This is a genomic window from Aeromonas sp. S2(2024) (assembly GCF_041402505.1).
Classification (GTDB): domain Bacteria; phylum Pseudomonadota; class Gammaproteobacteria; order Enterobacterales; family Aeromonadaceae; genus Aeromonas; species Aeromonas media.
Genome location: NZ_JBGLRL010000005.1, coordinates 1 through 19745 on the forward strand (window position 1 = coordinate 1; position 19745 = coordinate 19745).

Consider the following 19745-nt stretch of genomic DNA (forward strand, 5'->3'; position numbering starts at 1 on the left):
CTACACCCTGAGCGGGACCATCGACAACGACAGCAAGGCGGGTGCAACGGGCACCGGGTTTGACGACAGCATCACCATCGGGGTGAACGGGGTGGGCGGCACCAGTGCCAGCGACCAGTTAATTGTGCGCATCGTGGACGACGTGCCGACGCTGGGCAGCTTTATGTCAGGTTTCATGGCAAATGAACCACTGACATCCCTCAAGGGGTTCTTTGATGTAGAGCCGGGAGCTGATGGCCTGTCTGCCTTCAACATCACTGGGCCAGCCATAACTGGTGTGAGTTATAGCTCATCCAGTGCATACAATCTGGATGGCAGTTTGCTGAGTACCACCTTGTTGGCAAGCGCCAGTGGGAGTGGCTTGTTCTCCTTGACCGTGTTTGCTGACGGGCATTATCAGTTCAATCTGATCAACTCGGAGGTCGCCCGTGACGAGACGTTCTCGTTGTTGAATCTCACGGCAGGAGGGCCGCAGCCATGGGTACAAACGGCGGATGGGCGGATAGAGTTTACGGGTACCAGTAATGGTGTGAACTCTTCTACCCAGGGTTTTGGTGTCGACAACCAGTTCCTGGGCAATGGTGAGAGTGTCACCATGGAGTTTCATAATGTGGGGGCGGCTGGTGACAACCCTTCTACATCCGATCCCAAGTTGATCGATAAATTGACGCTGACCAATAACAGTATCAATGGTTCTTTGACCATACAGTGGACTGCTGTAAACACCCTACTGGATCCGTCCGACCCTCTCTATACCCAAACGGGCACCATGGTGGTGAGTGGTACGAGTACGGTGATTGATCCTTCGATCAGCTTCAACGTAGTAACTATTACAGGTATCAGTGGATCAGGACAAGGTGTGCGTTTTACGGAAGCAATTGTCTCGACACGGATTTTGCCTGCTGATCAGGATCTGTCTTTTGGCATTCAAGGAACGGATGGAGACGGTGATACAACGGCCACTTCGACTCTCCACATTGGCGTCGTATCGGGGGATGGGAGTTATACCCTGACAGGCACTGGCGGTGATGATGTTCTCGCGGGCAGCTCACAAGATGATGTGATCTCCGGCGGTGGGGGACATGACTTGGTGGATTACAGCGACGACGGCGCTGCGCATACCATCAATCTGCTCACTGGTACCGGTTCTGGGGGCGATGCAGAAGGAGATACCTATAGCTCCATCGAAGGTGCGATTGGTGGATCTGGCAGTGATACTCTGATCGGCAACACAGCAGATAATTTACTGATTGGCGGGTTGGGCAACGATATCCTGACAGGAGGAGATGGCAAGGATACCTTCAAGTGGCTAGCAGGGGAGGCCGATGGCAGTGTGGACAAGATAACCGACTTCACCTTGGGTTCGGGCAGTAATGGTGATGTGCTGGATCTGTCGCAATTACTGGACAATGTGCCGGGCAGTGCCAGCAATAGTGAGTTAGCCAGTACCCTCAACAGCTATCTGACGTTTGATACGGTCAATAACAAGTTGACTATCGATACCAATGGCAGCACTGCAGGTGGTGGGCAATTGACGGTTATGTTCCAGGGGGGGCCGGATCTGACCCATGGTGGCACCATCACCACAAACCAGGCCATTATTGAGCAATTGCTTAACGATGGTAACCTCAAGATAGATCCGCACCCCTGATGACGCAGATGGAGGGCAGGCTTGCCTGCCCTCTGTTGCTTGTGAATGAAGGGCGTTAAGATAGGCAGGATCGAAGATGTGAGGGAAATATGGAACCATTCAACTGGGTCGACATCGATGGTATTCGCTACAGCTGGGACGGACAGGACAACATCGTCTGTTCGGGCCGGTTTGGCTATCAGGCCACGATGACGGGGAACAAGATAAACGCCCTGGATCTGGAGAGCGAGGATGGTGAGGTCGCGGGAGCGCTCAATGTGGATTTCGCTGCATCGAGCATCAGCTTCACGCCAGCAGAGGACGCACCCTTGCCCCACATGGTGGTGCTGGTTGGCCACGAGCTGGGGCAACAGGAGTATTCACTGCAGAGTCTGAGCGACAGTTCCTTGCAGGATCTGCTTGGTCATGGGGATGACTTTGACTGGAGCTCGCTGGCGGTTGTCACGGCATCAGACCCGGTATTGCCATCCCAAGGTCATGTTCTGTCGTGGGACTCCTTTCATTTCGAAGAAGACTCGCTGCTGGGTGCCCAGGGGCCAGGCCCCGTGCTTGCGAGCCATGGTAGCCCGCTGGCAGGCGAGATCAGCATCAACATTGACATGACCAATCAGGTGCTGGATCAGATTCCCCCATTGCACGATATATGAATCCCAATCGACGACGGGCATAATGGCCTCCATCTAATCGACGGAGGTTTTTTCTATGTGGCGTCCCCTTCTTACCCTGTCTGCGCTCGTTATCAGTGCTCCGCTGCTTGCCATCGAGGTCCCCGAAGCCCCTCATCTGGTAGTCAGTGGCTATGCGGAGCAGAAGGCCGAGCCCGATATGCTGACGCTCAATGTTGCCGTCACCGCGCTGGAAAAACAGGGCATCAAGGCCAAGCAGCAGGTCGATACCAAGGTGGCCGCATTCTTTGGTCAACTGGAGAACCTCGGCATCAAGCGCAGCGATGTGGAGGCCGGCAATCTGGTGATCTCCCCCGAATACCAGTACCCGCAGAACAAGCAGCCCGAGATGGTGGGTTACCGAGCCCAGCGCCAGTTGGCCGTCAAACTCTACCAGCTCGACAAGCTGAGCCAGTTGATGGACACCGCCCTCAAGGCAGGCCTGGAATCTGTCTCCCAGATTGAGTACGGCCTCAAGTCGCCTCAGGTCATCAAGGAGCAGGCGCGTCTTGGTGCGGTGGCAGACGCTACCAGCAAGGCAGAATCTCTGGCCAAGGCCTTTGGCATGAAACTTGGCAAGGTGTACAGCGTGGAGTACCGCAACAGCTCTCCCATGCCGATATATAGCCGTGCCATGAAGGCTGCCGCTGCACCCGCCGCCGACATGGCGGAGAATAGCTACCAACAGCAGCAGATCAGCATCACAGATAACGTGGAAGCCGTCTTCCTGCTGGAATGATGGACTGCAAAACTAATCCTGATCTCCCCAAACCCGAGGCTCCTGTCTCGGGTTTGTCGTTATGGAGTCCCTGCTCATGGAAGTTAAATGGCAATGCCCGGTGGCGTCCCTCAGCTGTGCATGCCAGAGGCAGGGGAGTGATGGACCGCTTCGCTGTTGCCGGGGGGATGGAGCACATAAAAAAATGCCGGTCAGTGACCGGCATTTTCGTAAGAGAAGCGGAGAGACTTAGCCCAGATTGGTGGCTATCCGTTCTTGGCGCTTCTGCTTGAACAGATAGCCCAGGCCCAGCACCAGTACCCAGGCCGGGATCAGCTCGACCGAGATGCGGGTGCCATCGTTCATGTACATGATCACCAGAATGGCGGCCATGAAGGCGAGGCAGAGATAGTTGCCAAACGGACTCCACAGTGCCTTGAACTTGGTAGTCACCCCTTCGGCAGCCTTGACCTTGCGGAACTTGAGGTGGGCGAGGCTGATCATGGCCCAGTTGATGACCAGGGCGGAGACCACCAGCGACATCAATAGGCCGAAAGCCTTGCCCGGGATCAGGTAGTTGATCAGCACGCACAGCAAGGTGGCTGCTGCCGAGATGGTGATGGCGGTCAGGGGAACACCGCTCTTGTTGGTCTTGAGCAGTGCCTTGGGGCCGTTGCCCTGCTTGGCCAGGCCAAACAGCATGCGGCTGTTGCAGTAGACACAGCTGTTGTAGACGGAGAGCGCGGCAGTCAGCACCACCAGGTTCAGCACGTTGGCCACCAGGTTGCTGTCCAGGGCATGGAAAATCATCACGAACGGACTGCCGCCTTCGACCACCTTGCCCCAGGGGTAGAGGGAGAGCAGCACGGTCAGGGCGCCAATGTAGAAGATCAGGATGCGGTAGATCACCTGATTGGTGGCCTTGGGAATGCTCTTCTCGGGATTATCCGCTTCCGCCGCCGTGATGCCGACCAGCTCCAGACCGCCGAAGGAGAACATGATGAAGGCCATGGCCATTACCAGGCCGCCCACGCCGTTGGGGAAGAAGCCTCCCTGAGCCCACAGGTTGCTGACCGTGGCCTCGGGACCGCCGGTGCCGGAGAACAGCAGGTAACCGCCGAAGCCTATCATGCCGAGGATAGCCACGACCTTGATGATGGCAAACCAGAACTCCATCTCGCCGAACGCCTTGACGTTGGAGAGGTTGATGGCGTTGATCAGCACGAAGAAGAAGGCCGCCGACATCCAGGTCGGGATCTCGGGCCACCAATACTGCACGTAGATGCCGACCGCCGTCAGCTCCGCCATGCTCACCAGCACATAGAGCACCCAGTAGTTCCAGCCGGAGGCGAAGCCAGCGAAGTCACCCCAATACTTGTAGGCGAAGTGGCTAAATGAACCGGCCACCGGCTCTTCCACCACCATCTCGCCGAGCTGGCGCATGATGAGGAAGGCGATGAAGCCGCCGATGGCATAGCCAAGCAGCACCGAGGGGCCTGCCATCTTGATGGTGTCGGCAATGCCGAGGAACAGGCCGGTACCGATGGCACCGCCCAGTGCGATGAGCTGGATGTGGCGGTTTTTCAGGCCGCGCTTCAGCTCTTCGCCGTCTTGTTGAAGATCCATTCTTCCTTCCTTACGTCGCTGAATTCACTCGTCTCGCGCCCCGTCTGCCATGGCACCTCCTGTGCCAGGCGCGGCATCTTGTGCCGAAAACGTGACGAAATCCGTATTAATATCGTTACGGTTTGCCGCGCACTGTTTTTTGTAGCGGCTACCAACCCGAGCAGAATAGTGATAATCGACCGTTTGTGCACCTGTTTTCCTCATCATTGGTTTGCTTTGTGGGCAATGTTCAGGTTTTTCATGATCTGGAAAGGGGTTTTGGAAGTGATTGCTGGTTTTGTAGTCGGTTGGTCTTGGGGTTATTGACCTGCTGGGGATTTGATGCACTAGTAGCCGTTTTTCAAGGAAGGACTCATATGATCGAAGGTATTGTCGGTGGCTTGCTGCTCGCAGCGCTCTGGCTGGGAGTCTGGCTATCCCCCATGTTGCTGACCATGGCGGCGGCCTGTCTCATGGTCTGGGGATGGCAGGGGGCGGATTATCTGGTGAACAGCATCGCCATGGTGCTGACGCTCGCCGCCGTGCTGGGCCTGCTTCCCGCCTGCTGGTTGAGCGAACGGGTACGCAAACGCCATGGTTTGCTGCGCTTTCATGGCATGTTGATGAACAATCGGGAGCTCAACAAGCCAGCTTCCCGCCCTCGCCCCTGAGCCTCATGACGCCGACGGACCCGCTGGCGTCATTTCTCCCTGTCTTTCTGTTTCGTTATCTTGCCACTGGGCTGTCGATACGCGCGTTTATCCTGCCTTTTTTATGTTATCTAGCAGAGCTGGCGACGAAGGCCGGTTGCTTCCAGGATCTTGGCGCTGATCTCTTCCACCGAGTGGGAGCTGGTGTCGAGGAAGCGGATCGCCTCCTGGCGAAACAGCCGCTCCACGCTCGCCAGCTCCTGTTCGCACTGCTCAAGAGAGGAGTAGCGACTGTTGGCGCGGCGCTGATTGCGGATCTCGTGCAGTCGCTGGGGAGCGATGGTGAGGCCGAACAGTTTGTGGCGGTTGGCCTTGAGGGGGGTTGGCAGTACCAGCGAACCCATGTCCTGCTCGATGAAAGGGTAGTTGGCGGCGCGAATGCCAAACTGCAGCGCCAGATAGAGGCTGGTCGGCGTCTTGCCGCAGCGGGAGACCCCAATGAGGATGATGTCCGCCTCGTCATACTCCTTGGTGGTGATGCCATCATCGTTGCTCAAGGCAAAGTTCACCGCCTCGATGCGATCGTCGTAGAGCTTGCGGTTCTCCATACCATGGGTGCGGTGCAGCCTGGGCTCGGCCTTGATACCGAGCTCCTGCTCGAGGGGGCTCACGAAGGTATTGAGAAAATCGTGACTGCTGGTCTGGGCCTTGAGTACCTCTTCCCGTACCAGGGGGTCGACTATGGTGTGAAACAGAATGGGGCGCACCCCGGTCTGGCGAAACTGCTCATCGATGCGAGCCCGCACCTGGCGCGCCTTTTCCAGGGTCTCCACGAAGGGAATAGTGACCTGTTCGAAGACCAGCGGAAACTGGCTCAACACTGCATGGCCGAACACCTCGGCGGTGATGGCGGTGCCATCGGATACATAGAATACGGTGTGCACAGCGGACTCCTGTGGTGTGCTCCTGGGGGGTTGAGAGCATTAAGTATCTCTCGAAACCATATCTCTTTTGTCAACAGGTCTGCCATTCCCAAGTTGTGAACTCGCTTGCAAACCTGAGTCGTTACCTTTTTGTGTCGGTATTGTAGAATGCCTGTGTCAAACGGCCATCCTCAACTCTTGCTCGGGGATTTTTTTGACAATAAGTAGAAAACGTTTTCATGGTCGTTGGCAACAGACACTAACAAAAACACACGACTTGGCACAGCAGGTGCGTTGACACCCTGGCCCACCAACCTGGAGACATGCAAATGCAACAGTACGTACTTTGGTACGAACAGCTCGGTATGCAGGACGTAGAGCGCGTCGGCGGCAAGAATGCATCCCTTGGCGAGATGATCAGCAACCTCTCCGGTGCCGGCGTGTCCGTACCGGGCGGTTTTGCGACCACCGCCTTTGCGTTTAACGAGTTTCTGGAGTTAAGCGGCCTCAACGGCAAGATCCACGACCTGCTCGACAGCCTGGACGTGGACGACATCGCCGCCCTCAACAAGGCCGGCCAGCAGATCCGTGACTGGGTGGTGGATGCCCCCTTCCAGCCCGCGCTGGAGCAGGCCGTGCGTGCTGCCTACGATAAGCTGAGCGCCGGGCTTGAAGCCTCCTTTGCGGTCCGCTCCTCCGCCACCGCCGAGGACATGCCGGATGCCTCCTTCGCCGGTCAGCAGGAGACCTTCCTCAACGTGCGCGGCATTGATGCCGTCATGACCGCCATCAAGCATGTGTTTGCCTCCCTGTTCAACGATCGCGCTATCTCCTACCGGGTGCATCAGGGGTACGATCACAAAGGGGTGGCGCTCTCCGCCGGGGTGCAGCGCATGGTGCGCTCTGATCTCGCCGCTTCCGGCGTCATGTTCACCCTGGATACCGAGTCCGGCTTCAACGACGTGGTCTTCATCACCGGTGCTCAGGGCCTGGGGGAGATGGTGGTGCAGGGGGCCGTCAACCCGGACGAGTTCTATGTGCACAAGCCGACCCTCAAGGCTGGTCGCCCCGCGGTGGTGCGCAAGACGCTGGGCTCCAAGCTCATCAAGATGACCTATTCCGAGGACGCCGGTCACGGCCGTCAGGTGAAGATCGTCGACACCGTGGAGGCCGAGCGCAACCGCTTCTGCATCACGGACGAGGAGGTGATGGCGCTGGCCAAGCAAGCCCTCATCATCGAACAGCACTACGGCCGCCCGATGGACATCGAGTGGGCCAAGGATGGTCAGGACGGTCAGCTCTACATCGTCCAGGCGCGCCCGGAGACCGTACGCAGCCGCCAGGAGGCGAACACGCTCGAACGCTTTGCCCTGAAGCAATCTGGCAAGGTGTTGATCGAGGGGCGCGCCATCGGCCACAAGATTGGGTCGGGCCCGGCGCGGGTCATCAGCTCCATCAGCCAGATGGACGAGGTACAGCCCGGCGATGTCTTGGTCACCGACATGACCGACCCGGACTGGGAGCCCATCATGAAACGGGCCTCCGCCATCGTCACCAATCGGGGTGGGCGTACCTGTCACGCCGCCATCATCGCCCGTGAGCTGGGCATCCCGGCCGTGGTCGGCTGTGGCGATGCCACCGACCGCATCGAGGCAGGTCAGCTCATCACGGTTTCTTGCGCGGAAGGGGACACCGGCTTCATCTACGACGGCGAGCTCGACTTCGACGTAGCGGTGACCGAAGTGGGCAATATGCCGCCCTTGCCCATCAAGATCATGATGAACGTCGGCAATCCGGACAGGGCATTTGATTTTGCCCAGTTGCCCAATGCCGGTGTGGGGCTGGCGCGGCTCGAGTTCATCATCAACCGTATGATAGGTGTGCACCCCAAGGCCCTGCTGGAATTCGACCAACAGACCCCCGAGCTCAAGGCCACCATCACCAAGATGATCGCGGGTTACGACAGCCCCCGTGAATACTATGTGGCCAAGCTGAGTGAAGGCATTGCCACCCTGGCCGCCGCCTTCTGGCCGGAGCGGGTCATCGTGCGGATGTCGGACTTCAAGTCCAACGAATACGCCAACCTGGTGGGGGGGCGCGGCTACGAGCCCCACGAAGAGAACCCCATGATCGGCTTCCGTGGCGCTTCCCGCTACATCGCCGACAGCTTCCGTCCCTGCTTCGCCCTCGAATGCGAGGCGATGAAACGGGTGCGCGACGTCATGGGCCTGACCAACGTCGAGGTGATGATCCCCTTCGTACGCACCGTCGGTGAGGCTGAGCAGGTGGTGGAGATCCTGGCCGAGAACGGCCTGCGCCGCGGCGAGCGGGGCCTGAAAGTCATCATGATGTGCGAACTGCCCTCCAATGCCCTGCTGGCGGACAAGTTCCTCGAGCACTTCGACGGCTTCTCCATCGGTTCTAACGACATGACCCAGTTGACCCTGGGGCTGGATCGGGATTCGGGCCTCATCGCCCACCTGTTCGATGAGCGCAACGAGGCGGTCAAGGCACTGCTGGCCATGGCCATCACCGCCGCCCGCAAGGCGGGCAAGTACGTGGGTATCTGCGGCCAGGGGCCGTCCGATCACCCGGACTTCGCCGCCTGGCTGGTCGAGCAGGGGATCGACTCTGTGTCCCTCAACCCGGATACCGTGGTCGACACCTGGCTCTATCTGGCCGAACAACACAAGGCTGGCTAAGCCCGTCCCCCGCTTTTCAATGACACGGCGCCGCAAGGGCGCCGTTTTTTTGATAGCGCAATTTTCTGGTACAAGGGAGAGGGAGCAAGGTGCTCCGCACGAATCACAGGACGACCCCATGACCTCATTGCAGTGGCAATCCGCCGCCCTGGCCCTTCATGGCCATCACACTCTGGTTATTCCAGAACTTTGTCTCACCCCGCAGGACTGCTGGGCCTTCGTCGGCAGCAATGGCAGCGGCAAGACGGCGCTGGCCTACGCCCTGTGCGGCGAGCTGGCCGTCCGTGCAGGGGAGGTGACTGGCCGGGTGAGGGCCGTGCGCCTCTCCTTCGAGTCGCAGCAGCAGTTGGGGGAGCTGGACTGGCAGCGGCGCAACACCGACATGCTGGGGGAAGAGGAGGAAGCGGGCTATCGGGTGTCGACCCTGATGCTGGAGACGGGGGGAGAGGAGGTGCAAGCCCGATCGCTGCTGGCGCGCTTCGGCATCGAGTCCCTGTGGGAGCGCCCCTATCGCTATCTTTCGAGCGGGGAGGGGCGCAAGTTGCTGCTGGCCCGCGCCCTGCTGGGGCGACCCGAGCTGCTGGTGCTGGACGAGCCCTTTGATGGGCTGGATCAGGGGGCCAGGGTCTCCCTGATGTCGCTGCTGGCGCACCTGGTGAGCGAGGGGCAGCGCCTGGTGGTGATCGTCAACCGTTTCGACGAGATCCCGCCCTTCGCCACTCACCTCGGCCTGCTCGGCGAACGCCGCCTGCTGCTGGCGGAGGAGCGCGATGCCGTGCTCTGCAGCCGGGAGGTGGCCCAGCTGGCGCGCGCCGAGGGGCAGAGCCCGCAGCTGCCCCCTCCGCTTGTGGTGCCCACGCCCCTGCCCGCCGGCCCCCGGGTACAGATGCGCGCCTTGCGCGTCGCCTACGGGGAGCAGGTCATCATCGACGGGCTCGACTGGACCATAGAGGAGGGAGAGCACTGGCAACTGGTGGGGCCCAACGGTGCCGGCAAGTCGACCCTGCTCGCCCTCATCACAGGGGATCATCCGCAGGGGTACAGCAATGATCTGCGCCTGTTCGGAGTGCGCCGGGGCAGTGGCGAGAGCATCTGGGAGATCAAGCGCCACATCGGCCTGGTGAGCCCGGCCCTGCATCTGGACTATCGCGTCAATTGCTCGGTGCAGGCGGTGGTCCTCTCCGGCTTTTATGACTCCATCGGCCTCTATACCCACCCGGGGGATCGCCAGCTGGCGCTCGCCGACCAGTGGCTGCTCCTGCTGGGGCTAAAGGAGCAGGGGGCGCAGCCCTTTCACTCCCTCTCCTTCGGCCAGCAGCGCCTGGTGCTCATCGCCCGGGCCCTGGTCAAGCATCCGCCGTTGCTCATCCTGGACGAGCCCCTGCAGGGGCTGGATCCCTTGAACCGCCACCTGGTGCGGGAGATGGTGGTGCGCCTCATAGGGGAAGGTACCCAGTTGCTGTTCGTCTCCCATCACCCCGAGGATGCGCCCCCCGGCCTCACCCACCGGCTGAGCTTCGTGTCAAACGGCGTGGGGGGTTATCGCTATCTGCAGGAGCGGCTGGGGGGAAGGGAGCTAGTTTGAGTAGTCTGACCAATCCAGGGGTACGAGTGGGGGATAGCCGAGCAGCAGCCACCAGATCGCATAGAAGAGAACTGCGCCCATACAGAGCCAACCCAGGTAGCGGCGCGTCACCACGATGCCGAGTATGGTCACGGCAAGTGCGATCTGGAGGGCGTACAGACCAAACATAAAGGGCGCCATATTGTCCATCATGACGGTCACTTCACCAGGGAGAGGATCTGGCGAAACGCCGGATGGCGGCAATCCCCCATCAGCTCGTAGAGACACATCTCCACCGAGGTGAGGGATGCGCCCCGGGCCGCCAGCTGGCCGATGGCGAGCTCCCGGTTGGCGGCAGTGCGGGATGACACCGCATCCACCACCAGAGAGACCCGGGCGCCGCTCGCCAAGAGCCCCAGCACGCTCTGGTAGACGCAGATATGGGCCTCAATGCCGCACACCAGCCAGTGGCCGACCCCGCTCTCGGCCAGCGTGGTCGCCACGGCGGGCTCCCCCAGGGCGCCGAAGCTGTATTTGGCCAGCACAAGGGTGCCCGCCTGCAGCGGCTGCAACTCGGGCACTGTGGCGCCGAGCTTGTCCGGGTTCTGCTCCAGCCAGATGACCGGCAGGTCCAGCGCCTTGGCTCCCTGCACCAGCCGGGCCGTGTTGGCGATGAGCGACTCGCTCCCCTCCACCAGGCGGGCCAGCTTGCCCTGGATATCGACCACCAGCAGGCCGGTGTCGCGGTTTTCAAGCATGATTTTCTCCTTTGTTTGTGGCGAGCTTCCCGGCCCCGAGCTCAAAGACGCCGGGCTCCTGCTGACAAGCTGCACGGCGCCTCTTCACGCGCTCGCCATACCAGGGGGGTCAAGGTAGGCCAGGGCCTCTATGTTGTTGCCGTCCGGATCGCGCAGGAAGGCGGCGTAGTAATTGGGGGCATAGTGGGGGCGCAGCCCCGGCTGCCCGTTGCAGACAAAGCCGGCCCTGACGCCAGCCTGATGAAACTCATCCACCTGCGCTGCGCTGCTTGCCGCGAAGGCGAGATGGCAGGGGGCACCCTGTTCGCCCCGCTCTATCAGGAAGCCCACCTTGTCGTGACCAACGCGGCCGAAACCTGCGGCGTCTTTGTCTGCCCATTTGAGTGCTATCAAGAGGGGCGCCAGCACGGTTGCATAGAAGCGTCGGCAGTCGTCGACGCGCACCACCTTGATTTCAACATGATCGAACACTGTCACTCCTTGTTCTGTCTGTGGGCTGAGCAGGCTCTTGGCACCCTGATCGGATCCCGTGATGATGGGTATCGAATGACCACAATAAGCCGGTTTTGCGTCAAGCGGGGAGAGTGCAAGCAGCATAACTGCGTGCTCTGTCAAAGATTTCTCATCCAGGGGCCGGATGGGTTTTGCCTCTCTTTGGCCAAGCTTGCCCGGTTTTGTTGCTTGGCGAAGGGAAAAAGCTCTGTTATGGTGTCTCTATATAGCCGTTTGGATGGCTAGATGGTTGTGGTGTCGGCCTTCATGATGACACCCGCGGCCCCACCATTTTGATGATCATTTCGACAGGGAGTTTCTATGCAGCGTCGTTCCTTCTTCACCCTCTCCGCCCTCGCGCTGCTCGCCAGCAGCCTGCCGCTGTCCGCCTTTGCCATCGATGAGGCGAAGAAAGAGATAGTGATAGGCACCACGGTCGGGGACTTCGCCGACATGGTAACCGACTCCATCAAGCCGCAGCTGGAAGCCAAGGGTTACAAGGTCAAACTGGTGGAGTTCACCGACTACGTGACCCCCAACATCGCCCTGGCGGACGGGTCGCTGGACGTCAACTGCTTCCAGCACAAGCCCTATCTGGAGAGCTTCTCCAAAGACAGGGGCCTCTCCCTGGCACCCATTACCCAGGTACCGACCGGCCCAATGGGGCTCTACGCCGGCAAGCTGGGGGATCTCAAGGCCCTGAAAGAGGGCAGCACCGTCGCCATTCCCAACGACCCCACCAACCAGGCGCGGGCCCTGCTGATGCTGCAGGACCTGGGCTGGCTGACCCTCAAAGAGGGGATCAACCCCCTCAAGGCGAGTGAATTCGATGTGGTGAAGAACCCCCACGACATCAAGCTGGTGTTGCTGGAGGCGGCGCAACTGCCCCGCTCCCGTGAAGACGTGGACTTCTCCGTCATCAACGGCAACTTCGCCGCCTCGAGCGGGATCCCGTTCAGCACGGGTCTTTTCCTGGAACGCAGCTATGACTTCATCAACTGGGTGGTGGTCAAAGGGGCCGATGCGGACAAACCGTTCGCCAAGGATGTGGCGGCGGCCTACAACTCCCCCGAGTTCAAGGCCTATGCCGCCAAACGCTTCGTCGGCTACAAATACCCCCAGGGCTGGCAGAGCCAGAGCTGAGAGCAGAGCCAGGGCTGAGGGCAGCACCTGCGATAAAAAAAGGGCACCAGGGTGCCCGTTTTTTATTTGGGAGGTCAGTAATGGCGCAACCACCAGCGGGCGGCCACGAGGGCGGTGAGGCTGCCAAGCAGGGCGCTCGCCAGCACGTCCAGGGGCCAGTGCATGCCGATCAGGGTGCGCGACAGGCCGATGCCGATGGCCCAGAGCGGCAGCAGCCAGACCCCGGCGGGGGCCCGGGCCAGCCAGATCAGCCCGAAGAACTGGGCCAGACTCATGGCGGCGATGCTGTGGCCGGAGGGGAAGGCGTAGTTCACCTCCGTCTGCCAGTGGTGGCCGAGCCAGGCGGGCAGCGCCAGCAACTGGGTCGCGGCATGGATCTGTTCGCTGCGAAGCGCGCTGCTGCCAGAATAAAACTGGCGGATGGCGGGGATAAGCTCCTGGCTCTCCAGCCAGAGCAGATAGGGCCTTGGCTCCTCGGTCAGCTGCTTGATCAGGCTCTTGATGATCCAGTCGCTCGCCAGCGTAGTAAAGAAGGCGCCCGCGAGGGCCAGCAGGGCGGTGTGGCCGAGCGTCAGCTTGTGTCGGGTCAGCAGCAGCAGGGCGGCGATGGTGATGGCAAGGCCGGGCAGGTCCACCATGCGGGTGAGGGCGTAGGGCCACCAGAGCCAGTCCGATTGCAGGGCACTCGTCATGAAGGGCTGCCAGGGCAGGCAGACGAGCAGCAGCAGCGGCAGCAGCAGTATGGCGTTGAAACCAAGCACCAGGCTGCGTGGCAACGAAGAGGCATGAGTCGGCATGGGAGGGCTCATAACAGGTGCGCATGACAGGGGCGGATGATAAAGAGGCGTCATTGTGCCAGCATGGCCCCCCTGGTCAAGGCAGGGAAGGCGAGGGCAACATGTTGTTACATATGAGTGCCGCGCCTCATCCATGGATGCCCGGGAGCCCGCTTCGATACTCTGGCTTCCTGTGGCTCCAAGAGAGCGGCGCACTCTTTGTCCATGACAACCCGAGAACAAGCCTCTGAAAATTCGATGCGTTTGGGCTAGAATGGCGCGCCTGTGGCCGGTTGTGGATGAGAAGAGAGCGGATGAAGATCGTCGTTGATGAAAATATGCCCCATGCCTGCGAGCTGTTTGCCGAATTTGGCGAAGTCGTGCCCCTGCCCGGGCGGCAGATAGGGGCGGCGGATCTGCAGGATGCCGACGTGCTGCTGGTGCGCTCGGTGACCCGGGTCGATGCCGGGCTGCTCGCCAGCTGCCCGCGGCTCGGCTTCGTCGGCACCGCCACCATAGGCACGGATCACATCGACACCGCTCTCCTGGCCGAACGGGGCATCCCCTTCTTCAGTGCCCCCGGCTGCAACAAGTATTCGGTGGGCGACTATGTGCTCTCGGCCCTGCTGGTGCTGGCGGAGCGCCATGAGCTCAGCCTCGATCAGATGAGCCTCGCCGTCATCGGCGCCGGCAACACAGGGGAGTGCGTGGCGGGCAAGGCAGAGGCGCTCGGCATGCGGGTGCTGCGCTGCGATCCGCCGCGGGCGTGCACTGAGGGCGGTGCAGGTTTTGTCGATTATCAGACGGCGCTTGGGGCCGACATCGTCAGCTTCCATGTGCCACTGACCCGCTCCGGGGACGATGTCACCTTCCACCTGCTGGGGCAGCGGGAGATAGCCGCCCGTCCGGCCGGGCAGATCCTCATCAATGCCTCCCGAGGCGAGGTGTGGGACAACCAGGCCCTGCTCGCCCGCCAGCAGAGCCAGGCGCCGCTCAAGCTGGTGATGGATGTGTGGGAAGGGGAGCCCGAGCCGCTCGCCGCCCTGGTGCCCCATACCGAACTCGCGACCCCGCACATCGCCGGCTACAGCCTGGAGGGCAAGGCTCGCGGCACCTGGATGCTCTATCAGGCGCTCTGCCAGCAGCTGGGGCGCACGGCGCGCCAGGATCTGCAATCCCTGCTGCCCGCCCCCGAGGTGCGCGAGCTGACGCCGGGTCAGCCCGCCGATCAGGGGTTGATCAAGCAGCTGGTGCATCTGATTTATGACGTGCGCCGGGACGATGCCCGCTTTCGCAACCGGATCGGGTTGCCCGGCAGCTTCGATGGGCAGCGCAAGGACTACCCGGAGCGGCGCGAGCTCTCCTCCTTGCACCTGAAGGGCCCCTTTGCCTGCGACAGGCTGGCCCGACTGGGTTTTGCCATCTCGCCAAAATAAACCGGAATTCATGCGGGGGCTCCGATCATCGGATCGGGGCCCTCCGTTTCGGCCCGGCACCCTGCCGGCCGACCATCAGACAGATCACGCCTGCCACCCCTGATGCCGACCCGGTCGGCCTCATCGGCGGGCAATATCACAGGAGAGAACATCAGTGAGTCAACAATTCAACGTAGCTGTACTGGGCGCGAGCGGCGCCGTAGGTCAGGCCATGATCGAGATCCTGGAGGAGCGCGCCTTCCCGGTCGCCACCCTCTACCCCCTGGCCTCCAGCCGCAGCGCTGGCGATACCGTGCGCTTTGGCGGCAAGAACATCGAGATCAAGGATGTCGAGGAGTTTGACTGGAGCCAGGTGCAGATCGCGCTCTTCTCCGCCGGTGCCGAGGTCTCGGCCAGGTGGGCGCCCATCGCGGCCGAGCAGGGCTGCATCGTCATCGACAACACCTCCTGCTTCCGTTATGACGAAGACATTCCCCTGGTGATCCCGGAAGTGAACCCGGAGGCCCTGGCGGATTTTCGCAACCGCAACATCATCGCCAACCCCAACTGCTCCACCATCCAGATGCTGGTTGCCCTCAAGCCCCTGCAGGACGAGGTGGGCATAGCCCGCATCAACGTGGCGACCTACCAGTCCGTTTCCGGCTCTGGCAAGGAAGGGGTGAGCGAACTGGCCGGCCAGACCGCCCATCTGCTCAACGGCCGTCCGGTGGAGCCGACTATCTATCCGCAGCAGATCGCCTTTAACCTGATCCCGCAGATCGACAGCTTCACCGACAACGGTTACACCCGTGAAGAGATGAAGATGGTGTGGGAGACCCAGAAGATCCTGGGGGATGCCAGCATCGCCGTGAACCCCACTTGCGTGCGCGTGCCGGTGTTCTACGGTCACGCCGAGGCGGTCCACGTCGAGCTGCACCAGCCGCTGGACGCAGAGCAAGTCAAGGAGCTGCTGCGCAATGCCCCCGGCGTCACCCTGTTTGACGACGATGCCGACTACCCGACCCCGGTGCGCGACGCCACCGGCAAGGACGAGGTACTGGTCGGCCGGGTACGCCAGGATATTTCTCATCCGAGCGGTATCAATATGTGGATCGTGGCCGATAACGTTCGTAAGGGCGCGGCGACCAACAGCGTGCAGATCGCCGAGCTGCTGGTGCGCGACTACCTCTGAGGCCGTTTTGCGGCCAGTGGCGGGGAGGGAACCCCGCCCGAGGAGGTGAGCCAGGGTTCCGGGATGTGACCGGGGGCGCACTCTCCGGTTTTAAGAATGTCGCGTGATATCAGTGGACTAGGTTTTTTTCTACACTCGGGTTCACGTCTGGGACTCACATCTGGTGTGGATCGGGTTCGCGCCTGATAGACGCCGGACGCAAAATGTGTCGGATCGCTGGCTTGAGACCGGCGGCTGATTTATATTGAGCCGATTGTTTTGGGGTAACTATCCAGATTTTTCAATGTGATAGGGCCATCATACGAAGGAACGAATATGGGACATTCCCGCATAACGCTGGCAACGCTACTCGCATTGGGTCTTCTGGGCACGGCTCATGCCGACGAGGCGGGGCGAGAGCCTTTCTTTGTCGAGCTCAAGGGCCCGGACGGTGCCGCGCCTCCTGTCGTTCAACCTCAGGCCCAGCCCGTGGCGCCGGCCCAGCCTGTTGCCAGGGCTCAGCCCATAGTGCGTCAGGCGCCCAGCGCGGCGGCGGGCAGCTATGGCCCTGTTCGTTCTACCGATACCCTCTGGAGCCTGGCGAGCAAGCATCGCCCCTCCAACCGGGTGACCGTCTACCAGACCATGGTGGCGATCTATGACAAGAATCCCCGCAGTTTTGCCGACGGCAACATCAACCACATCCTGGTGGGATCCCGCATTCTGCTGCCAAGCGCCGCCGAGGCGGGCCGCATCACGGACGCCGAGGCCCGCCGCCGCTTCAACAGCGACAACGCCAGCTGGAAGGGGCTGAGCCCCAAATACCTGGCCGAGAAGCAGATCCATCCGGTGGCGACCAAGCCGGCCGCCAGCGCGCCGGTCAAGGCCGTGGCCAAGGCGGCCCCCCTTCCGACGGCCGCCCCTAAGGTGAGTGCACCCCAGGCGGCGACCGAGGTGACGGCGATCGCCAAGGCAGCAGTCCCGGTGGCGAGTACCGCCGCGCCGACCGCTGCCCCGGCCCCCTTGCCGATCAGTGCCGCGACCGTGGTGGGCAAACCCTCCACCGAGATGGCGCTGGCGCTGGAAGATGCCAACGCCCAGCTCGGTCAGGTTACCGAGATGAACCACAGGCTCAAGCTGCGCCTGCAAGCCCTGACAGAAGAGGTGGAGACCCTCAAGGCCCAGTTGCAGGATCAGACTGCACTGCAAAAAGAGGTGGCAGAACTCAAGGCCAAGCCGGTACCGCCCGTGGTGGCCCCCGAGCCCAAGCAGAACTGGGTAATGGAACTGCTCGCCTCGCCGCTGAACCTCGCCATGATCATCCTGCTGCCCGTGCTGCTGGTGTTGGCGCTGGTGACGCTCTGGCTGCGTGCCCGCGCCCGCCGCGAATTGGAAGAGCAGGAAAAGAGCCTGTCCGAGTCCACCTCCATGGTGATGGGGGAGGAGAGCAGCGAGTTTGACCAGTTGATGACGGTCGGCATCGCCGATGACGAACCCATGCACCCCATGGCGGATCTCAATGGGCCGGCTGGCAATGGCAGCCAGGAGGGGGTAAATGCCTCCACTGACGTCATCTTCAGCGATGACGAGGTGGCCCTGTCCGCCTTCGATGTGGAGCCTGCGGTGACGACGGCCAACCGCGATCCGGATCTGGTGCCCGAGCTCGATCTGGCTCTCGACGGAGACTTTGATCTGCCTTCGGCCCCTGAGCTTGATCTCTCCGGCGAGTCCGATGCCAGAGCCCGGGCCAGCGACGAGATCATGAGCGAGGAGGAGCTGCAAGCGGCCCTGTTTGCCGAGCTGGACGCCGATCTCGAGGCCGATCTGAGCCTGGCGCAGGAGCAGAGCCGAAGCCAGCGGGATACGGAACTCGCCAACTTTGATCTCAGCGATCTCGAGACCGGCTTCCAGGAGCCTGCCACCGACACCGCTGCCCGAGGCGACGACGCCTATGGCAAGGATGATATCGATGACATGCTGGCTGAACTCGGGCTGGAGCCCACCAAGCCGGCGGCGCCGGCCTGGGATCCCAACGAGCTGGCCCTGGCGGACTTCGAGGATGCCTTCACCGAGGTGGAGCACCATCAGGGCGATCTGACGCCTCGTGAGCAGGCGCAGGCGAACGACTACGTGGAGATAGACAAGCTGCTGGCCGAGGCCAACGCCAGCAGCTCGGAGCAGGAGCCCTACCAGGGCTTCTCCCTGGACGTGGGGCTGGATGGCTTCCCCGAGGTGTTGCCGGAATCCACCGGGTTCGATGTGGATGCCGATGACGGCGGCGTGGGGGCCAAGCTGGATCTGGCCCGCGCCTACCTCGAGATCGACGACAAGGAGAGTGCCCGCGAACTGCTGCAAGAGGCGGCGGCCCAAGGCAGCGAGCACCAGCGCAGCGAAGCCGAGAAGCTCCTCAGGCGCCTGGGGTGATCCCCTTTGCCGGTGATCAACACAGAGGGCAGCCCGCGGGCTGCCCTTTTTCATGTTGGCCACTGGCACGGGATGCCTGCCCGGTCTGGGACTTTTGGGCCCAAGGGCGTATAATCCGGCCCGTTTCTTTCATCCTTTCCCCACAAGACAAGATTCATCCATGCGAATTGCCCTAGGTATTGAATACGACGGCAGCCGGTATTTCGGCTGGCAGCGTCAGCGCGAAGTGATCAGCGTGCAGGCCGAACTGGAAAAAGCCCTCAGCCGCATCGCCAACCACCCCGTCTCCATCCAGTGCGCCGGTCGTACCGATGCCGGGGTGCACGCCACCGGTCAGGTGATCCATTTCGATACCGAGGCGAACCGCGCCGAGGGCGCCTGGACCCTGGGGCTCAACTCCAACCTGCCGCCGGACATTGCCGTGCGCTGGGTCAAGGAGGTGGACGAGAGCTTCCACGCCCGCTTCAGCGCCACCGCCCGTCGCTACCGTTATGTCATCTACAACCACAACTTCCGCCCGGCCATCCTCGGCAGCGGCGTCAGCCACTATCACGAGACCATAGATGCCGACCTGATGCACCAGGCGGGCCAGAGCCTGCTGGGTGAGCATGACTTCAGCACCTTCCGCGCCATCGCCTGCCAGTCCAACACCCCCTGGCGCAACGTGACCCACCTGTGCGTCAGCCGCTCCGGCCCCTACATAGTGCTCGATATCAAGGCCAACGCCTTCCTGCACCACATGGTGCGCAACATCACCGGCTCCCTGCTGCTGGTGGGGCAGGGACTCAAACCCGTGGAGTGGATAGCCGAGGTGCTGGCGGCCAGGGATCGTAACCTGGCGGGGCCGACCGCCAAGGCGGGGGGGCTTTATCTGGTGGACGTGGACTACCCGGCAGAGTTTGCCCTGCCGCAGTTGCCGCTTGGCCCGCTGTGGCTGCCGGACTCGGCACCGGGTACGACCAGTTTTTAGTAACTGGGCCCGAAAATTTGTGGTTTAATGATCCGTCATTTATTGCCATCGAGCCGTAAGTCATTGAACAATCAAGGCCCGATGCGTTTTGTCAGGCACAAAAGCATTAAGGAATTCC

17 protein-coding genes are annotated in these 19745 nt (G+C 61.5%); 11 read left to right on the forward strand and 6 right to left on the reverse strand.

The annotated features are described in order from the left end of the window. The 3 genes from ACB039_RS07020 to ACB039_RS07030 form a co-directional block, all read left to right on the forward strand. Nucleotides 1–1651 (forward strand): type I secretion C-terminal target domain-containing protein (locus ACB039_RS07020; RefSeq protein WP_371165375.1); only part of this gene is annotated, 1651 nt, incomplete at its 5' end. Between the two features lie 89 nt (nucleotides 1652–1740). Beyond that, nucleotides 1741–2298, forward strand: coding sequence for a hypothetical protein (locus tag ACB039_RS07025; RefSeq protein WP_371165376.1), 558 nt, complete (start codon nucleotides 1741–1743; stop codon nucleotides 2296–2298). A 55-nt stretch (nucleotides 2299–2353) separates the two neighbouring features. Further along, complete coding sequence (locus tag ACB039_RS07030) at nucleotides 2354–3055, forward strand: SIMPL domain-containing protein (RefSeq protein ID WP_005332865.1); 702 nt, start codon at nucleotides 2354–2356, stop codon at nucleotides 3053–3055. A 228-nt stretch (nucleotides 3056–3283) separates the two neighbouring features. Here the strand turns inward: ACB039_RS07030 and ACB039_RS07035 are convergent, their stop codons facing one another. Continuing rightward, the gene (locus ACB039_RS07035; protein WP_005332864.1) at nucleotides 3284–4660 is read right to left on the reverse strand and encodes an amino acid permease; all 1377 of its coding nucleotides are present in this window, start codon (nucleotides 4658–4660) and stop codon (nucleotides 3284–3286) included. 356 nt (nucleotides 4661–5016) lie between these two features. Between ACB039_RS07035 and ACB039_RS07040 the strand changes: the two genes are divergently transcribed. Next, nucleotides 5017–5310, forward strand: coding sequence for a hypothetical protein (locus ACB039_RS07040; protein ID WP_317842399.1), 294 nt, complete (start codon nucleotides 5017–5019; stop codon nucleotides 5308–5310). Nucleotides 5311–5420: 110 nt separating this feature from the next. Here ACB039_RS07040 and ACB039_RS07045 read toward each other — a convergent pair whose 3' ends face one another. Continuing rightward, nucleotides 5421–6233 carry a pyruvate, water dikinase regulatory protein gene (locus ACB039_RS07045; RefSeq protein ID WP_139751838.1) on the reverse strand — a complete coding sequence of 271 codons (813 nt, stop codon included), beginning with the start codon at nucleotides 6231–6233 and terminating at the stop codon, nucleotides 5421–5423. Nucleotides 6234–6541: 308 nt separating this feature from the next. Here ACB039_RS07045 and ppsA point away from each other — a divergent pair, with 308 nt between their 5' ends. Continuing rightward, nucleotides 6542–8914 carry a phosphoenolpyruvate synthase gene (gene ppsA / locus ACB039_RS07050; protein ID WP_371165377.1) on the forward strand — a complete coding sequence of 791 codons (2373 nt, stop codon included), beginning with the start codon at nucleotides 6542–6544 and terminating at the stop codon, nucleotides 8912–8914. A 118-nt stretch (nucleotides 8915–9032) separates the two neighbouring features. Continuing rightward, nucleotides 9033–10499, forward strand: coding sequence for a molybdate ABC transporter ATP-binding protein ModF (gene modF, locus ACB039_RS07055; protein WP_371165378.1), 1467 nt, complete (start codon nucleotides 9033–9035; stop codon nucleotides 10497–10499). Here the strand turns inward: modF and ACB039_RS07060 are convergent. From ACB039_RS07060 to ACB039_RS07070, 3 genes are all read right to left on the reverse strand, one after another. Beyond that, nucleotides 10491–10691, reverse strand: a complete 201-nt coding sequence (locus tag ACB039_RS07060) for a hypothetical protein (protein ID WP_232534670.1) — start codon at nucleotides 10689–10691, stop codon at nucleotides 10491–10493. The genes modF and ACB039_RS07060 overlap by 9 nt on opposite strands. A 5-nt stretch (nucleotides 10692–10696) precedes the next feature. Beyond that, a complete protein-coding gene (locus tag ACB039_RS07065; protein ID WP_371165379.1) occupies nucleotides 10697–11236 on the reverse strand; it encodes an isochorismatase family protein in 540 nt (179 codons plus the stop codon). An 84-nt stretch (nucleotides 11237–11320) separates the two neighbouring features. Beyond that, nucleotides 11321–11707 carry a VOC family protein gene (locus tag ACB039_RS07070; protein ID WP_043129389.1) on the reverse strand — a complete coding sequence of 129 codons (387 nt, stop codon included), beginning with the start codon at nucleotides 11705–11707 and terminating at the stop codon, nucleotides 11321–11323. A 342-nt stretch (nucleotides 11708–12049) separates the two neighbouring features. Between ACB039_RS07070 and ACB039_RS07075 the strand changes: the two genes are divergently transcribed. After that, the gene (locus tag ACB039_RS07075; protein WP_182310105.1) at nucleotides 12050–12871 is read left to right on the forward strand and encodes a MetQ/NlpA family ABC transporter substrate-binding protein; all 822 of its coding nucleotides are present in this window, start codon (nucleotides 12050–12052) and stop codon (nucleotides 12869–12871) included. A 74-nt stretch (nucleotides 12872–12945) separates the two neighbouring features. Here the strand turns inward: ACB039_RS07075 and ACB039_RS07080 are convergent, their stop codons facing one another. Then, entirely contained in the window at nucleotides 12946–13668 is a 723-nt protein-coding gene (locus tag ACB039_RS07080) for a phosphatase PAP2 family protein (RefSeq protein ID WP_371165380.1), read from the reverse strand. Between the two features lie 293 nt (nucleotides 13669–13961). Between ACB039_RS07080 and ACB039_RS07085 the strand changes: the two genes are divergently transcribed. The 4 genes from ACB039_RS07085 (at nucleotide 13962) to truA (ending at nucleotide 19627) form a co-directional block, all read left to right on the forward strand. Further along, entirely contained in the window at nucleotides 13962–15083 is a 1122-nt protein-coding gene (locus ACB039_RS07085) for a 4-phosphoerythronate dehydrogenase (RefSeq protein WP_371165381.1), read from the forward strand. Nucleotides 15084–15237: 154 nt separating this feature from the next. Next, a complete protein-coding gene (locus ACB039_RS07090) occupies nucleotides 15238–16254 on the forward strand; it encodes an aspartate-semialdehyde dehydrogenase (RefSeq protein ID WP_371165382.1) in 1017 nt (338 codons plus the stop codon). A gap of 315 nt (nucleotides 16255–16569) precedes the next feature. Beyond that, on the forward strand, nucleotides 16570–18657 hold the full coding sequence (locus ACB039_RS07095) for a FimV/HubP family polar landmark protein (protein WP_371165383.1): 2088 nt from the start codon (nucleotides 16570–16572) through the stop codon (nucleotides 18655–18657). A 160-nt stretch (nucleotides 18658–18817) separates the two neighbouring features. Then, a complete protein-coding gene (truA, locus tag ACB039_RS07100) occupies nucleotides 18818–19627 on the forward strand; it encodes a tRNA pseudouridine(38-40) synthase TruA (RefSeq protein WP_042648411.1) in 810 nt (269 codons plus the stop codon). Nucleotides 19628–19745 lie beyond the last annotated feature (118 nt).

Coding starts and splice junctions, on each gene's coding strand:
- ACB039_RS07075 (WP_182310105.1), top strand. CDS start 12,050: ATGCAGCGTCGTTCCTTCTTCACCCTCTCCGCCCTCGCGCTGCTCGCC.
- ppsA (WP_371165377.1), top strand. CDS start 6,542: ATGCAACAGTACGTACTTTGGTACGAACAGCTCGGTATGCAGGACGTA.
- ACB039_RS07080 (WP_371165380.1), bottom strand. CDS start 13,668: ATGCCGACTCATGCCTCTTCGTTGCCACGCAGCCTGGTGCTTGGTTTC.
- ACB039_RS07060 (WP_232534670.1), bottom strand. CDS start 10,691: ATGATGGACAATATGGCGCCCTTTATGTTTGGTCTGTACGCCCTCCAG.
- ACB039_RS07065 (WP_371165379.1), bottom strand. CDS start 11,236: ATGCTTGAAAACCGCGACACCGGCCTGCTGGTGGTCGATATCCAGGGC.
- ACB039_RS07085 (WP_371165381.1), top strand. CDS start 13,962: ATGAAGATCGTCGTTGATGAAAATATGCCCCATGCCTGCGAGCTGTTT.
- truA (WP_042648411.1), top strand. CDS start 18,818: ATGCGAATTGCCCTAGGTATTGAATACGACGGCAGCCGGTATTTCGGC.
- ACB039_RS07025 (WP_371165376.1), top strand. CDS start 1,741: ATGGAACCATTCAACTGGGTCGACATCGATGGTATTCGCTACAGCTGG.
- modF (WP_371165378.1), top strand. CDS start 9,033: ATGACCTCATTGCAGTGGCAATCCGCCGCCCTGGCCCTTCATGGCCAT.
- ACB039_RS07035 (WP_005332864.1), bottom strand. CDS start 4,660: ATGGATCTTCAACAAGACGGCGAAGAGCTGAAGCGCGGCCTGAAAAAC.
- ACB039_RS07030 (WP_005332865.1), top strand. CDS start 2,354: ATGTGGCGTCCCCTTCTTACCCTGTCTGCGCTCGTTATCAGTGCTCCG.
- ACB039_RS07095 (WP_371165383.1), top strand. CDS start 16,570: ATGGGACATTCCCGCATAACGCTGGCAACGCTACTCGCATTGGGTCTT.
- ACB039_RS07040 (WP_317842399.1), top strand. CDS start 5,017: ATGATCGAAGGTATTGTCGGTGGCTTGCTGCTCGCAGCGCTCTGGCTG.